This window comes from Celeribacter ethanolicus (genome assembly GCF_001550095.1).
Lineage (GTDB): Bacteria > Pseudomonadota > Alphaproteobacteria > Rhodobacterales > Rhodobacteraceae > Celeribacter > Celeribacter ethanolicus.
Genome location: NZ_LRUC01000029.1, coordinates 19,390 through 34,618, shown reverse-complemented (window position 1 = coordinate 34,618; position 15,229 = coordinate 19,390). Strand labels below are relative to the sequence as shown.

Annotated in this window: 17 protein-coding genes; all 17 read right to left on the bottom strand. The window is 60.1% G+C overall.

All coding sequences use genetic code 11. The features are described 5' to 3' along the window. Window positions 1-12 precede the first annotated feature (12 nt). The 17 genes from NH195_RS11750 to secY all read right to left on the bottom strand — a co-directional run bounded on the left by NH195_RS11750 (window position 13) and on the right by secY (window position 15,128). Window positions 13-801 (bottom strand): amino acid ABC transporter ATP-binding protein, encoded by a 789-nt coding sequence (locus NH195_RS11750; protein WP_066707155.1) that lies wholly within the window; start codon window positions 799-801, stop codon window positions 13-15. Between the two features lie 14 nt (window positions 802-815). Further along, complete coding sequence (locus NH195_RS11745; protein WP_066707152.1) at window positions 816-2,126, bottom strand: amino acid ABC transporter permease; 1,311 nt, start codon at window positions 2,124-2,126, stop codon at window positions 816-818. Window position 2,127: 1 nt separating this feature from the next. Next, window positions 2,128-3,348, bottom strand: coding sequence for an amino acid ABC transporter permease (locus tag NH195_RS11740; RefSeq protein ID WP_066707149.1), 1,221 nt, complete (start codon window positions 3,346-3,348; stop codon window positions 2,128-2,130). 138 nt (window positions 3,349-3,486) lie between these two features. Next, window positions 3,487-4,512 (bottom strand): amino acid ABC transporter substrate-binding protein, encoded by a 1,026-nt coding sequence (locus tag NH195_RS11735; RefSeq protein WP_066707144.1) that lies wholly within the window; start codon window positions 4,510-4,512, stop codon window positions 3,487-3,489. Window positions 4,513-4,740: 228 nt separating this feature from the next. Continuing rightward, on the bottom strand, window positions 4,741-5,448 hold the full coding sequence (locus tag NH195_RS11730; protein WP_066707141.1) for an ATP12 family chaperone protein: 708 nt from the start codon (window positions 5,446-5,448) through the stop codon (window positions 4,741-4,743). A gap of 2 nt (window positions 5,449-5,450) precedes the next feature. Continuing rightward, a complete protein-coding gene (locus NH195_RS11725; protein WP_066707138.1) occupies window positions 5,451-6,119 on the bottom strand; it encodes an HAD-IA family hydrolase in 669 nt (222 codons plus the stop codon). Continuing rightward, window positions 6,116-7,165, bottom strand: coding sequence for an RluA family pseudouridine synthase (locus NH195_RS11720; RefSeq protein ID WP_066707136.1), 1,050 nt, complete (start codon window positions 7,163-7,165; stop codon window positions 6,116-6,118). Before NH195_RS11720 ends, NH195_RS11725 begins: the two co-directional genes overlap by 4 nt. Next, a complete protein-coding gene (gene crcB / locus NH195_RS11715; RefSeq protein WP_066707133.1) occupies window positions 7,162-7,536 on the bottom strand; it encodes a fluoride efflux transporter CrcB in 375 nt (124 codons plus the stop codon). The genes NH195_RS11720 and crcB overlap by 4 nt, the downstream gene beginning before the upstream one ends. A 48-nt stretch (window positions 7,537-7,584) precedes the next feature. Continuing rightward, complete coding sequence (locus tag NH195_RS11710; protein ID WP_066707131.1) at window positions 7,585-8,898, bottom strand: replication-associated recombination protein A; 1,314 nt, start codon at window positions 8,896-8,898, stop codon at window positions 7,585-7,587. An 88-nt stretch (window positions 8,899-8,986) separates the two neighbouring features. Further along, entirely contained in the window at window positions 8,987-9,574 is a 588-nt protein-coding gene (locus NH195_RS11705; RefSeq protein ID WP_066707128.1) for an acyl-homoserine-lactone synthase, read from the bottom strand. A gap of 54 nt (window positions 9,575-9,628) precedes the next feature. Further along, window positions 9,629-10,240: an autoinducer binding domain-containing protein gene (locus NH195_RS11700; protein WP_066707125.1), complete on the bottom strand. Its 612-nt coding sequence runs from the start codon at window positions 10,238-10,240 to the stop codon at window positions 9,629-9,631. A 217-nt stretch (window positions 10,241-10,457) separates the two neighbouring features. Continuing rightward, window positions 10,458-10,886: a 50S ribosomal protein L17 gene (gene rplQ, locus NH195_RS11695; protein ID WP_066707122.1), complete on the bottom strand. Its 429-nt coding sequence runs from the start codon at window positions 10,884-10,886 to the stop codon at window positions 10,458-10,460. A 177-nt stretch (window positions 10,887-11,063) separates the two neighbouring features. Then, window positions 11,064-12,080 (bottom strand): DNA-directed RNA polymerase subunit alpha, encoded by a 1,017-nt coding sequence (locus NH195_RS11690; RefSeq protein WP_066707119.1) that lies wholly within the window; start codon window positions 12,078-12,080, stop codon window positions 11,064-11,066. Window positions 12,081-12,203: 123 nt separating this feature from the next. Beyond that, the gene (gene rpsK, locus NH195_RS11685; RefSeq protein WP_066707113.1) at window positions 12,204-12,593 is read right to left on the bottom strand and encodes a 30S ribosomal protein S11; all 390 of its coding nucleotides are present in this window, start codon (window positions 12,591-12,593) and stop codon (window positions 12,204-12,206) included. 15 nt (window positions 12,594-12,608) lie between these two features. Next, window positions 12,609-12,977 carry a 30S ribosomal protein S13 gene (gene rpsM / locus NH195_RS11680; protein WP_066707110.1) on the bottom strand — a complete coding sequence of 123 codons (369 nt, stop codon included), beginning with the start codon at window positions 12,975-12,977 and terminating at the stop codon, window positions 12,609-12,611. 220 nt (window positions 12,978-13,197) lie between these two features. After that, the gene (locus tag NH195_RS11675) at window positions 13,198-13,773 is read right to left on the bottom strand and encodes an adenylate kinase (RefSeq protein WP_066707107.1); all 576 of its coding nucleotides are present in this window, start codon (window positions 13,771-13,773) and stop codon (window positions 13,198-13,200) included. After that, entirely contained in the window at window positions 13,770-15,128 is a 1,359-nt protein-coding gene (gene secY, locus NH195_RS11670) for a preprotein translocase subunit SecY (RefSeq protein WP_096806467.1), read from the bottom strand. The genes NH195_RS11675 and secY overlap by 4 nt, the downstream gene beginning before the upstream one ends. Window positions 15,129-15,229 lie beyond the last annotated feature (101 nt).

Here is a 15,229-nt window from a genome sequence, read left to right as displayed (position 1 = left end):
TGTCCAAAAACCTCAGTGACCGAGGATCTGCGACAGGAAGAGCTTCGTCCGTTCCGATTTCGGATTGTTGAAGAACTCTTCCGGTTCGTTCTGCTCCACGATCTGGCCCTGATCCATAAAGATCACGCGGTTTGCCACCTGACGCGCGAAACCCATCTCGTGGGTCACACAAAGCATGGTCATGCCTTCTTCCGCCAGTTCGATCATGGTGTCGAGCACCTCCTTGATCATCTCCGGGTCGAGCGCCGAGGTCGGTTCGTCGAAGAGCATGATGCGCGGCTTCATGCAAAGCGAGCGGGCAATCGCCACACGCTGTTGCTGACCTCCCGACAACATGCCGGGGTATTTGTGAGCCTGATCCGGGATTTTCACCTTTTCAAGGAAATGCATCGCGATCTCTTCGGCTTCGCGCTTGGGGGTCTTGCGGACCCACATCGGCGCCAGCGTGCAGTTTTCCAGAATGGTCAAATGCGGGAAGAGGTTGAAGTGCTGAAAGCACATGCCGACTTCCGAGCGGATCTTGTCGATGTTTTTCAAATCCGAGGTCAGCTCGGTCCCGTCAACGATGATCTTGCCCTGCTGGTGTTCTTCGAGACGGTTGATGCAGCGGATCATCGTGGATTTCCCTGAGCCGGACGGCCCCGCGATGACGATCCGTTCGCCCCGGTTCACCGTCAGGTTGATGTCACGGAGAACATGGAATTCACCGTACCATTTGTTCATGTTCGTGATCTGGATGGCCACCTCGTCGGAGACGGTCATGTTGGAACGGTCAATTTGACGTTCGACAGCTTGAGACATGGTCGTCTCCTTTCTTAACGATGATCGGTGCGGAGCTTGCGCTCCAGCCACTGAGAATAACGGGACATGGCGAAACAGCAGATCCAGAAGACCCCGCCGATGAAGATGAACAGCTCCCAATAGATGCCGTTCCACGCTGCGTTGGCGCGAATGGCGTTGGAAAGGCCCAGCATATCGTAGATGCCGATGAACATCACAAGGGTGGTGTCTTTGAACAGACCGATGAAGGTGTTCACGATGCCCGGGATGGAGATTTTCAACGCCTGCGGCATGATGATGAGGCGCTGAGCTTTCCAGTAATCGAGACCCAAAGCGTCGGCCGCCTCATACTGGCCTTTCGGCAGGGCCGCGAGGCCGCCCCGGATCACCTCCGCCATGTAAGCCGACGAGAACAGCGTTACCATGATGATAACCCGCAAGGTCAGATCAAACGTCGTGCCCGGCGGCAGGAAGTAGTTGAGCAAAAGCGAGGCGGTGAACAGGAGCGTGATGAGCGGCACGCCTCGGATGAACTCAATGAAACCCACACAGATGGTTTTCACAATGAACAGGTCCGACTGACGACCCAGCGCCAGGACGATGCCGATGGGCAGTGAGAGCGCGATGCCGGAGATGCCGATGATCACACAGATCATGAAGCCGCCCAAGTCGCGGCTTTGGACCTCTTCGAGATGCCCCAAGGGCGCGACGGAATTGAGGCCCTCGACCACCGACGGACCGATGAACAGCCACCAGACGGCAGCCACCGCAACTGCGGCAATCGCCGAGAGCGCCATGGAGCCGAAACGATCCACGAGTTTGAAAGCGATCCCGCCGAGGGCAAAACCGAAGGCGACAGAAGTCACCCCCCAAATCGTGCCGCCCCAGACCAGCCAGACGAGCAGGAAGGGGAAAGCCATCGTGAGGTAGAGCATCTTGCGCGGCACCTTGTCGAACAGCACCGGAGCAAGCGAGGCCAGCATCAGGACGAAGGCCAAATTGGCACGCCAGTATTGCGTCTCCGGGTAGAACCCGTAGAGCAACTGGTTCCAGCGCTCATGGATCACCGCCCAGCAGGCGTGATGGGTGTTGCCGTAGGCCTCGTTCATGATGACACGGCACTGCGCCAGAGAGTCCGCGTTCCAGACCCCGCCAAAAATCCACGGCAGGGTGGCCGCGAGCACCTTGTAGATCACGAACAGGGAGACCAGCGTCAGCACAGTGTTAAACCAGCCGGAGAACAGGTTGTCACGGGCCCAGCGGGTGAACCCGACCTGAGACCGCGGCGCGGGCTGTTGATCCAGCATCTCCTTGCGGACGTAAGCGAGGGATTTTGTCGTGCTCATCTCAACGCTCCTTCAGCTTCACGGATTTGTTGTAGATGTTCATACCCGAGGAAATGATCAGGCTGACGATCAGATAGATCAGCATCATCAACAGCATGCATTCCAGCTCGCGCCCCGTGGTGTTGAGCGTGGTGCCACCCAGCGTCGAGCGAAGGTCCATATAGCCCACGGCAAGCGCGAGCGAGGAGTTTTTCGTCAGGTTCAGATACTGCGAGATCAGCGGCGGAATGATCACCCGCAGAGCCTGCGGCAGGATCACGAGGTTCATCGTCCAGGACGGGCGCAGCCCCAGCGCGAAGGCGGCTTCGGTCTGGCCTTTCGAGATCGCGAGAATTCCCGAACGAACGATCTCTGCAATGAAGGAGCCGGTGTAGAAACTCAGCGCCAGCCACAGCGCCAGCATCGAGTTGCGCATGTGCAGACCGCCATCGAAGTTGAAGCCCTTGAGCTCCGGATAGGACAGCGAGACCGGGCGGCCCATGACGAAATAGACCAGCACGGAGGGCACGATCAGAATGCCCAGCTTGATCCAGAAATTCGGCAGGTGCTGGCCGGTTTCCTCGAAATGGCGGTTCGACCATTTGCCAAAGGCCCAAATGCCGAGAAGCGACAAAAGGAAAGCGATGACCACAACACTCGACCCGCTGCCCCAGACCGGCGCCGGAACATAAGTACCGCGATTGGTCACCGCCACACTGTCCCAGAACCACATGGAGGCCGCCGGGTCTTCGCCCCGAAAGGCGCGCGGCGCCGGCAGGCCTTCGGAGAGCACCGCCATGAAAGCGAGAATCCACAAAAGCACCGGGATGTTGCGGAAGCTTTCGACATAGACCGTCATGATCTTGGCCGTCAGCCAGTTCTTCGATAGGCGCAAAACGCCCGCCACAACCCCGATCACCGTGGCCAGCGTACAGCCCAGAATGGCAATCAGAAGCGTGTTCAAAAGCCCGACAAGCGCGGCCCGCCAGTGCGGGTCATCGGAGGTGTAGGGAATGATCTGCTGGTTGATGTCATAAGCCGCCCGGTTGAACAGGAACCCGAAGTCGATGTCCTTGCCCAGAGCCGAAAGGTTGATGATCGTGTTGCGAATGAGAAAGGCCGCGATCAACATGAACGCGAGCATCGCGATCACCTGAATGGTGATCGAGCGATAGCGCGTGTCATAGATCAGCTGGCTCAGCCGAAAGCCCTGATCTTCCGGCGTGTTTGTCGCTGTCGTCATGAGTGACGGTCCCCTGTTTAGATATAGCCCCACTGCCGCCCGGATTTTCCCGTTCGCATATTCGATGGTCTTGAAGTGAGCAGAGCCAGAAAGGCAAAGGGCGCGGAGTGTATCCCGCGCCCTTCCCTTTTGTCAGTCTTAGCGGAAGGGCGGCGAGTAGATCAGGCCGCCTTCGGTCCACTGTGCGTTGAGGCCACGAGCCAGACCCACCGGAGTGTTTTCACCGATGTTCTTCTCGAAGCTTTCGCCATAGTTGCCAACCTGGGTGATGATGTTCAGAGCCCAGGCGTTGTCGAGACCGAGCATCGCGCCCAGTTCGCCTTCGACACCCAGAAGACGGTTGATCTCCGGGTTTTCGGTGCCTTTCGCCAGTTCGGTGGCGTTGGCGGAGGTCACGCCGTATTCTTCGGCAGCGATCATCGCATTGAGCGACCAGCGCACGATGTCGCCCCAGTTGTCATCGCCATGACGCACGAGTGGGCCGAGCGGCTCTTTGGAGATGATTTCCGGCAGAACCACGTAGCCTTCCGGGTTCTCGAAGGAGGCGCGCGAGGCGGCCAGAGCGGAGGCGTCGGTGGTGTAGACGTCGCAAGCACCGGCGAGGAACTGGGTCTGGGCCTCGGTGAAGCTTTCGACCGGAACCGGTTCGTATTCCATGTTGTTCACACGGAAGTAGTCGGCGAGGTTCAACTCGGTCGTGGTGCCGGTTTCGATACACACGGTTGCACCACCCAGCTCTTTCGCAGAGGACACGCCAAGATCTTTCGGCACCATGAAGCCCTGGCCGTCGTAGTAGTTCACGCCGACGAAGGTGTTTTTCAGGTCGACGTCACGCGAGAAGGTCCAGGTGGTGTTGCGGGCCAGCATGTCGACTTCGCCGGAGGCCAGCGCGGTGAAACGCACGGCCGACGTCAGCGGGGTGTATTCGACGGCTTCGGAATCACCAAAGATCGCGGCGGCAACAGCACGGCACACATCCACGTCGAAACCCACGAACTTGCCGCTTGCATCCGGCGCAGCGAAGCCCGGGGTGCCCGGGTTCACGCCACATTTCAGCACACCGCGCTCTTTCACGGCGGCGAGCGTGGAGGAATCCTGGGCCATCGCCGTCCCGGCAGCCAGACCTGCCAGCGTCAGCGCGCCAAGAAATACGGATTTTTTCATATTTACCTCTTCCTGATGTTGCGCCTTTGCCAGGCGCTTCTACCGGTCCTCCCTGTGGACCGGGGGCGATATCGAAATGAGCAAATGCTCTTTCAATGAGCTTAGTTTGGGAGGATTCATTCCAGAACGTCAAGGCCACGATCACAATTATGCATGGCCTCTGCACATTTGATCAAATCCATGGCAGTTCTGCGCGACGATTGGGCTTTCCAGCCGCCCCAGCGCCGCTTAATTGACCACGCGGTAAAACAGCGCCGCCTGAAGAAAGCTCTGGCGCTTGATCTCGGATGCCTCGGACGCCTCTTCATCCTCGCCCCATTGCTCGATCTGGAACGCCTCATCGAGCCGCGACAGCGCCCAGGCTTCCTCGGGCGTAAGCCGCCCTTCGGTCACCGCAAAGCCCAGAATCAGTGACCCCGAAAGCGCCACGAGATCGTGGAAGGCCGCGAGTTCGAACGCGTTCAGCGCATGGGTTCTACGGCGCAATGCCTCAAGCGCACCGGCCTTCTGAGGCGCGTGCATCACCCCCGCGCGGGGTTCGAGGCGCGCCGCAAGCACCTCTTCCGCCCACTCCAGAAGCGGGTCCCAGCCCTGCGCCTGACGCTCCACCAGCTCGCGCGGGTGCTCGGCGCGGTAGCACAAAAGATCGCTGTCGCCATAATCCGAAAGCATGTCGGCAACCTCGGCATGTTGCACCGCGACCTTGTCGATCGCGGCATTGGCACCGCGGGTCGCGGGCATGGTGTTCGGGTCGATGACCCCGTCCTGCGCCTCCCATTCGGCGGCGATCAAATCGGCCAGCGCCTTGGTCGGCAGAATAAGCCGCGCCTTCGCGGGCGTCCGGACCGGGCGACCATCGAGATGCACGGTGAACCCGCCCTCCGTTTCCGCCACGGTGGTGTCTTTCCAAAACCGCTTCGCCGCCCATTCCGCCATGTTCAGTCCTTCCAGATCGTCTCGAGCGCACCGTCGAGCTGCGCAAAATCATCCAGCACCGTCGCGGCCCCTGCCTCGATCAGCGCAGTCCGCCCGTGATAGCCCCAGCCCACGCCAATGCCCTTGCACCGCGCGGCTCGGGCCATTTCCATATCGTAAGTCGTATCACCGATGACAACCGCGTCGTAAGCATCGACACCCGTGTCCGCAAGACAGGTCATCACCATGGACGGATGCGGTTTCGACGGGTGATCGTCGGCGCTTTGCGTCGTCACGAAGAGATCCGCGAAATCCCAACTTTCAAGCAAGGCCGTCAAACCGCGTCGGCTCTTGCCCGTCGCAATCGCCAGATACAGATCGTCACGCGCCCCTAACCGGCGCACCGCCTCTTCAGCGCCGGGATAAAGCGGCGAGGCCGCCGCGCCCTGTGCCAGACGATGGGTGTGGAACGCGTCTTTGTAGGCGTCAACCATATGGCCCAGCGTGGCGTCATCGGCATTGCGGGCCAGCTCACGCACCGCCAGCGGCAGGGACAATCCGACGATGGACAGAATCGCATCCCGATCCGGCACCGGCAGGCCCACCGCCTCGAACGCCGCCGCCATGGACAGGACGATATGCGCCTGACTGTCGACCAGCGTGCCGTCCACGTCGAAAATGACGAGCTTCATCCCCGCAGATCCTCGAACGGGTCTTCTGCGGCGAGGTCTTCGGTCCAGCCGAACGTGTCCCAGCTGTGTTTCATATGATCCGGCAGCGGCGCCGTCACGGAGATGATCTTTTTCGTCACCGGGTGTTCGAACCGCAACATTCGCGCATGGAGATGCAGTTTCTTCGAGATGATCCCGCCAAGCTGCGCGCCCCAGCCATCCCCAAGGTTTTCCTGACCGGAGCCGCCATACTTGCCATCCCCGATGATCGGATGCCCGATCTCCGCCATATGCGCGCGGAGCTGGTGGGTGCGACCGGTGATCGGCTCCATCGCCACCCAAGATGCCCGCGATCCGACGCGGTAGAGCGTGGCGTACAGCGTCTGCGCCCGTTTCGCGCCCGGCGTCGCATCGACATCGCGGGGATGTACAGCGATCATCTTTTCGCCCTCGCCCGACTTGCCGCGACCGGGGGCTTTGACCAACCCGTATTTGATCTCGCCAAGATAGGGCGTCGGCACGCCGGCCACGAGCGCCCAGTAAATCTTGCGCGTGTTTTTGTGGCGGAAGGCCTCGGTGAGCTTCGAGGCAATCGCTGGCGTGCGCGCCAAGGCCAGAACGCCGGACGTGTCTTTGTCGAGCCGGTGGACAAGCCGCGGCTTTTCGGGAAAATCGCCCTGAAGCGCCACCGACAACCCGTCGACATGGCGGGTCTGCTTCGAACCGCCCTGTGTCGGCAGCCCCGCCGGTTTGTTGATCACGATGAGATACTCGTCCTGATAGATCACCGCATCGCGCATCATCTGCGCATCGGATTTCGAGACCTTCACATCGCTGCGCTCGGGTTTCGGCGCGTTTTCATCCGGCAACGGCGGCACACGGATCGCCATACCCGGACCGACGCGCGTATTCGATTTCGCCCGCGCGCCATCGACGCGGATCTCGCCCTTGCGGCACATCTTCTCGATATTGCCCTGGGTCACCTGCGGGAACATCTTGCGGAACCAGCGGTCGAGCCGCTGCTCCGGCTGGTCGTCGCCAATCGTAATCGTCTGAACTGCGCTCATGCGTAGAAACTCCTTGCGGCGAAGAGGCCAAGGGCAATCCCGCCCAGAGCCAGCACCAGCGTGCCAAGAACATAGAATGCCCCGATCCCGTAATCGCCCCGCTCTATGATGGTCATCGCATCCAGAGAGAAGGCCGAATAGGTGGTGAACCCACCCAGCATGCCCGTCATAAGTAGCGGCGCAAAGCGGTTGCCGTTTTCATGCGCCAGCGTCACCACCACGACCCCCATGAGAAAAGAACCGAGGAAGTTCACGAACATCGTGTTCCACGGAAAACTCTTGCCCATGAGATGGGTCATCGCGAGACCGGACAGATAGCGCGCCGAAGCACCGACTGCGCCGCCCAATGCAACCTGGATCAATGGTGCCATGTCATCCTCTTCAGTTGCCCGTGTTCCTGTGGGGGACGGCTCCGAATGTCAACCGCCCCGTTGTTTGCGCAGCTTGTCGAAATAGGCCACCCGCTTGGCCAGATCACGCTCGAAGCCGCGTTCCACCGGTTTGTAGAACTGCGTGCGCGGCAGCGTGTCGGGGAAATAGTTCTGGCCCGAAAACCCGTCTTCTGCGTCGTGATCGTAAGCATAACCTTCGCCATAGCCCTGCTCCGACATCAGTTTCGTCGGCGCGTTCAGGATATGTTTCGGCGGCGGTTCAGAGCCGGTCTTGCGCGCCGCCGCGCGGGCCGCCTTGAACGCCGTGTAGACCGCATTCGATTTCGGCGCGAGCGCGAGGTACACCACACATTGCGCCAGCGCCAGCTCCCCCTCCGGCGAGCCGAGCCGTTCATAGGTTTCCCAGGCATGCAACGCAACCGCATGGGCCTGCGGATCGGCGAGCTGGATGTCCTCGATCGCCATGCGCAACATCCGACGCGCCAGATAGCGCGGGTCTTCACCCCCTTCCAGCATCCGCCCGAACCAATAAAGCGCCGCATCCGGGTCGGACCCGCGTACCGATTTGTGCAGGGCAGAGATCAGGTTGTAATGCTCGTCGCCGCTCTTGTCGTATTTCGAGGCCCGACGCATGAGGCGCTTGCCAAGCTGCTCCGGATCGAGCGGGGCGTCCACTTTCCACGCAGCGATCTGTTCGATCAGGTTCAAAAGCGTGCGCCCGTCGCCATCGGCCATCTCATAGAGCGCAAAGCGGGCCATCTCGGTCAGGGGCAGGGTCTTGTCCAGCTCTCGCTCCGCCCGTTCGGTCAGTTGCGCAAGGTCTTCATGCGTCAACCGCGTCAGCACCATGACCTGTGATCGCGACAGCACAGCGGCGTTCAGTTCGAAGGACGGGTTCTCCGTCGTCGCGCCCACAAGGAGGATCGTGCCATCCTCCATATGCGGCAGGAAACTGTCCTGTTGCGCCTTGTTGAAACGGTGGATTTCGTCGACGAACAAAAGCGTTCCCTGCCCGTTCGCGCGTCTGAGTTTGGCCGCCTCGAACACTTTGCGCAGCTCCGGCACCCCGGAAAAAATCGCGGAAATCTGTACGAAATGCAGATCCGTTTCATCCGCCAGAAGCCGCGCGATGGTGGTTTTGCCCACCCCCGGCGGGCCCCAGAAAATAATCGACGACAAAGCCCCCGAGGCAAGCATGACCCCCAGCGGAGCTTCGGGCCCCAGCACCTGTTGCTGACCGATCACCTCGGACAGATGTTGCGGGCGCAACCGGTCAGCCAGCGGCCGCGGCGCGGCACCGTGCTTCGGGGGCGTATCATCGGAAGAGAACAGATCGGCCATGGCCGGAGGTTACGCCGCCTGAGCGGCGCGCGAAAGAGGGATCGGGGCCAAAAGGCAGCGTTCTGGCCCCTTTCTCAAGCGCATCGGATCAGTGCAGTTTGTTGATCAGATTGATGCGCATGCAGGCGTTGCGCGCACCGCCGATGTCCATCACCGGACCGATCACGTCGATGTCGAGCCCGACACGGCGCCCCCAGCGGTTGCCGTTCTCCGGGATCAGGCAGACGACCGAGGTCGCGCCCAGCTCACGCGCGGAATTCGTCATCTCCCCGATCAGGCTCATCTGGACTTTGAGACGGGATTTCGCAGGCACCCGTGGCGATACGAAAATCCGGCTCGATTCCCAGACATGCTCCGCCACCGGGGCCTCGTCGAACAGAAGATCCGACGGGATACTGTCGAGCAGACCGCGTTGGGCATCGCGGATCATGTAGGAATAAATGCCACAGCGCGTGGTCGTGGGGGTCAAGCGGATACCGGCCAACACATCGCCAAACTCGTGAACCGCGATCCAACGGGACGCGGGCGTGTCGTATTGATCGTATTCCATGCCATCCGCCTGGGGCAGATCCCATTTCGCGTGCTGGATGAACGTTTCGTGTCGCGCGCGAAGCATATTGGCAAAAAGATCGCCATGGTTGTGCAGGTTGGCAAAAGAAAGCGTGGTCGTTTGCATGGTACGTCTCCGGTGTTGGTTGATTTCTTCAACGCAACGCGGGAGCGAGCACCGTCACAACAGCTTGATCTCCTTGGCTTTTTGGATGGCTTCCGAGGTCGTCCGGGCCATGAGACGTTCTCGGGCAGAGACGAGACGCGCCTTCAGCGCGCTCTCCGAGATCCCGAGTTTGGCCGCGGCTGCTGCGTGACGATCACCGCCCGCGATGCACCGGAGGGCCTGAATTTGGGCCTGTGTCAGATCCGTTTGCGGCTCAGAGATTTCATGCAGCGTGCGCACGATCGTCACGATTTTCGAGATCTCCTGATCCGTGAATTCGCGATCGGCCCGGGCGCAACCTACAATGCTTCGTGACTGAACCGGTCCACAGGACACGGCAACACCGTAGTTCAGGCCGAATTCGGCGGCCTGCCTCCAAATTTGGAATGGATCGGGGAGTTCTATTTCGCTCCACCTTGTAGACCCTTCGCAGCTCAAACCCCAGGCGATCATCGGATCCCTCAACGCGTAAGCATTTGCCGCATAATGCTCGAGCCATTTCGGGTCGTAGGTCGATTCCGCGACCAGAGGCGAGGCGAAACGGATGTGCAACCCGGCGGAATATCCGACGGGAGATGCGGAGCGAAGCTGGGCAAACAGTCGATTGAGTTCTGTCGTGTCACGCATGGGTAAAATTCATTTTGGGTTACGAAAGGCGTGACAACCATAAGGAGATCACCCTTAAGATGAGTAAACCAAAGAGTCAGATTTTGAAAGCCAAAATCACGTTACATGGTGAATAGTGAAAGAGGCGGCGCACAGGCTGCTCAATTTCGCGACCATTCCTGCAAAATGAAAAAGCTCCGCCGAAGCGGAGCTTTCGAAATCGCACAGAAAACCGGGATCAGTCTTCGTCAGCCATCGCAGCTTCTTCGGCTTCGAGGCGGGCTTTGTCGGCGGCGCCTTTGGCGGCCGGATCACGGTCCACGAGCTCGATGATCGCCATCGGAGCCATGTCGCCGTAACGGAAACCGGCTTTCAGAACGCGGGTGTACCCCCCGGCACGCTCAGCGTAGCGCGGGCCCAGAACTTCGAAGAGTTTGGCGACGTCTTTGTCTTGTTTGAGCTGAGCAGCAGCCTGACGACGGGCGTGAAGATCGCCGCGTTTGCCGAGGGTGATCAGCTTGTCCATGATGCGCTTGAGCTCTTTGGCTTTCGGCAGCGTGGTTTTGATCTGTTCGTGCTCAATGAGCGAGCCGGCCATGTTGGAGAACATCGCTTTGCGGTGTTCGTGGGTCCGGTTGAGGCGGCGGTAACCTTTAGCGTGACGCATTTTCTATCTCCTTTAGCGTGTTTTGCTTTGTCTGACCGGCGATGCGTGTCACCGGTTCTCCTTGGGGCGGAATGCCCGTGTCTTCGGTGGGCAAAATGCCCGGATTTGAGGGTCGGCAAAGCGTCGGACTTTTGTCGGACAAGCGTCGGACCTTTTTGCCGACCCTCAAAATTTCACTCAGAACTGGTCTTCGAATTTCTTCGCCAGCTCTTCGATGTTCTCAGGCGGCCACTCTTCGACATCCATGCCGAGGTGCAGGCCCATGCCGGACAGAACCTCTTTGATCTCGTTGAGCGACTTGCGGCCGAAGTTCGGGGTGCGGAGCATCTCGGCTTCGGTTTTCTGGATGAGATCGCCGATGTAGACGATGTTGTCGTTCTTGAGGCAGTTCGCCGAACGGACAGACAGTTCCAGCTCGTCCACTTTCTTGAGAAGAAGCGGATTGAACTCGAGACCGTCGTCTTCTTCCTGACGACCAGCCGATTCCGGCTCGTCGAAGTTCACGAAGATGCCCAGTTGGTCCTGAAGGATGCGCGCAGCGAAGGCCACGGCGTCTTCCGGGGTCACGGAACCGTCGGTTTCGATTTTCATCGTCAGCTTGTCATAGTCGAGCACCTGACCTTCACGGGTCGGCTGCACGTCATAGGACACTTTCTTGACCGGCGAATAGATCGCATCGACCGGGATCAGGCCGATCGGCGCATCTTCCGGTTTGTTCTTGTCGGCAGAGACATAGCCTTTGCCGGTGTTGACAGTCAGCTCCATGAACAGATCGGCGCCATCGTCAAGGTGGCAGATGACGTGATCCTTGTTCAGGACCTCGATGCCAGCCGATTCGGAGATGTCACCGGCGGTCACGACCATCGGACCTTTGGCGGAGATCGAGAGACGCTTCGGCCCTTCGACTTCCATGCGCAGCGACACGCCTTTGAGGTTCAGGATGACGTCGGTGACGTCTTCACGCACGCCCGCGACCGAGGAGAACTCGTGCAGGACGTTGTCGATCTGAACGGAGGTGATGGCCGCGCCTTGCAGCGACGACATCAGCACGCGACGCAGCGCGTTGCCCAGCGTCAGACCGAAGCCGCGCTCAAGCGGTTCGGCAACGATGGTAGCCTGACGTGCCGGTTCGTTGCCCGGTTTCACTTCAAGCTGTTGCGGTTTAATGAGCTCGGCCCAATTCTTGTGGATCATGCTGGTGCCTCCATTCTTGTCCTCCCGCCCATGTCCTTAAACGGGGGGACGCCCGAGGGGTCTCAAAACGCAAAAACGGACCGCGGGCAAACATGGCCCGCGATCCTGAAATCGTTATTTCGATTACACGCGACGACGTTTCGGCGGGCGGCAGCCGTTGTGCGCAATCGGGGTCACGTCGCGAATCGACGTGATGTTGAAGCCGATGGCAGCGAGTGCGCGCAGCGCGGACTCACGACCCGAACCCGGGCCCTGCACTTCGACTTCGAGGGTTTTCACACCGTGATCCTGAGCTTTGCGGCCCGCATCCTCGGCAGCCATCTGAGCGGCATACGGAGTGGATTTGCGGGAGCCTTTGAAGCCCATCGTGCCAGCGGACGACCAGGAGATCGCGTTGCCTTGCACGTCGGAGATCAGGATTTTGGTGTTGTTGAAGGTGGAGTTCACATGAGCAACGCCAGCGGCGATGTTCTTGGAAACCTTACGCTTCGTGCGACGGGTATCACGTGCCATGTCTGAATACTCCCCTTACTTCTTCTTGCCGGCGATCGGCTTCGCCGGGCCCTTGCGGGTGCGGGCGTTGGTGTGGGTGCGCTGACCGCGAACCGGGAGGTTCCGGCGGTGACGCAGGCCGCGGTAGCAGCCGAGGTCCATGAGACGCTTGATGTTCATCTGCGTTTCACGACGAAGATCACCTTCGACGGTGTAGTTGGCGTCGATGTGCTCGCGAATGGCGAGAACTTCGGCGTCGGACAGCTCGTTGACACGACGGGTAAGGTCGATGCCGACGGCTTCGCAGATGGCGACGGCAGAGGTGTTGCCAATGCCGGTGATATAGGTGAGCGCGATCGGAACGCGCTTGGCGGTCGGGATGTTGACGCCGGCGATACGTGCCACGTTGACTTTCCTTTCGTTGCGGTTCCGTAACCCCGGAACCTTTTTTCACAACGGAAGCTCGCGGGGGGTCCCTCGCGAGCGACAGCTGAATTCAGGTGATGATTGCGTCCGGGCGAACATGAGCTGAAACGACCCGTTTGCGAATCTTTTACCCCAGAGGGGATGGGTTGCCATAGAGGCGAATCGCCGGAGGGTCAAGACCTTCCGGCGATTGAATTCCTCAGGCCAGCGCCTTTGCGATATCCGCGGAGACCTGGTCCATGCTCTGAAGGCCGTCGACCGTCTTCAGATCGCCTTTGGCATAGTAGTAGCCGATCAGCGGAGAGGTCTTCTTGTAATATTCCATCAGGCGGATCTTGACGCTTTCCTCGTTGTCGTCGGCGCGCGCTTCCTTGCCCGCGGCGACCGCTTCGGCGGCGCGATTGACGATGCGCTTCACCAGCGTTTCGTCATCGACCTCGAGCAGGATCACGGCTTCGAGCTGGGCGCCGTTGCGGGACAGCAACTCGTTGAGCGCGTCCGCCTGACCCAGAGTGCGCGGGAAACCGTCGAAGATGAAGCCGCCGGCGGAGCCGTGCTGGATCTTCTCTTCGATCAGGCCGATCACGATTTCGTCGGTCACAAGTTGACCGGCATCCATGATCGCCGCGACTTTCTTGCCCATTTCGGTGCCGGAGGTGCGTGCTTCGCGCAGCATATCCCCGGTCGAAAGCTGCACCATGCCCCGCTCCTCCACGAGACGTTGTGCTTGCGTTCCCTTGCCCGCGCCCGGCGGTCCAAGCAGAATAATATTCATCGTCTTGCTGTCCCTCTTTTGCTGCGCTTCCTCCCGCGCAGCTGAGATTTCTCGATGAGCCCCTCATACTGGTGCGCCAGCAGGTGGGACTGAATTTGTTGAATCGTGTCCATCGTCACCGATACCACAATCAACACCGAAGTGCCGCCAAAATAAAAGGGAATGGCGAACTGGCTGCGCAGAATTTCCGGCAGCAGACAGACTGCGGCCAAATAGGCGGAGCCGATCACGAGGATACGGGCCACGATGTAATCGAGGTGTTCCTCGGTTTTCTTCCCCGGACGGATGCCGGGAATGAAGCCGTTCTGGTTCTTCAGGTTCTTGGCCACGTCTTCCGATTTGAAGGCGACGTTGGCGGTGTAGAAATAGGCGAAGAAGACGATCATCGCCGTGAAGAACAGAAGGTAAAGCGGCTGACCCGGCCCGAAATAGGCGAGGATCGTGGACATCACCGGCCCCACGTCTTGCTGACCCGAGAAGGTCGCGATGGTGGTCGGCAATAGCAGCAGGGACGAGGCGAAGATCGCCGGGATCACGCCCGCCGGGTTCACCTTGATCGGCAGGTGCGAGGACTGCGCGTCATAGATCTTCATACCCTGCTGGCGGCGCGGATACTGGATATGCACCTTGCGCAGCGCGCGTTCCATGAAGACCACAAAGGCGATCACGGCCACGACCATGGCAATCACGATCAGCGTCACGATCGGCGAGATCGCGCCGGAACGACCGGAGGCGAAGAACTGCGCCAGAGCGCCGGGGATCTCGGCGACGATGCCGACGAAGATGATCAGCGAGATGCCGTTGCCGATGCCGCGGTTGGTGATCTGTTCACCGAGCCACATCAGGAACATGGTGCCGCCGACCAGCGTGATCACGACGCCCGCGCGGAAATACCAACCCGGATCGTGGGCCAGGTTCCCGGCCTCAAGCGAGGCGGCGAGACCGTAGGCCTGGAACAGCGCCAGAGCGACCGTGCCGAAACGGGTGTACTGGTTGATCTTCTTGCGCCCCGCTTCGCCCTCTTTCTTGAGGTTCTCGAGCGAAGGCACCATCGAGGTCAGAAGCTGAACGATGATGGAGGCGGAGATGTAGGGCATGATGCCGAGGGCAAAAATCCCCATCCGCCCAAGCGCGCCGCCGGTGAACATCGACAGAATACCGCCGAGGCCCGAGGCCGCCTGATCCATGAAGTCTTTGAGCGCGTTGCCGTCGATGCCCGGCACCGGGATGAAGGTCCCGAGACGGTAGACGATCAACAGACCGATGGTGAAAAAGATACGCTGGCGAAGCTCCTTGGCCTTCCCGAGGGTGCCCCAGTCGAGGTTCGCCGCCATTTGTTCTGCTGCGGATGCCATATGGTCTCTCTATTCACGTCAGCGCCGCCCGTCCGGCTTTCCGGGGGGCGGCGCTTGGAAAACTCAGGTCTTGATGTAAGGGGCCAAGGCCCTTGCCACAA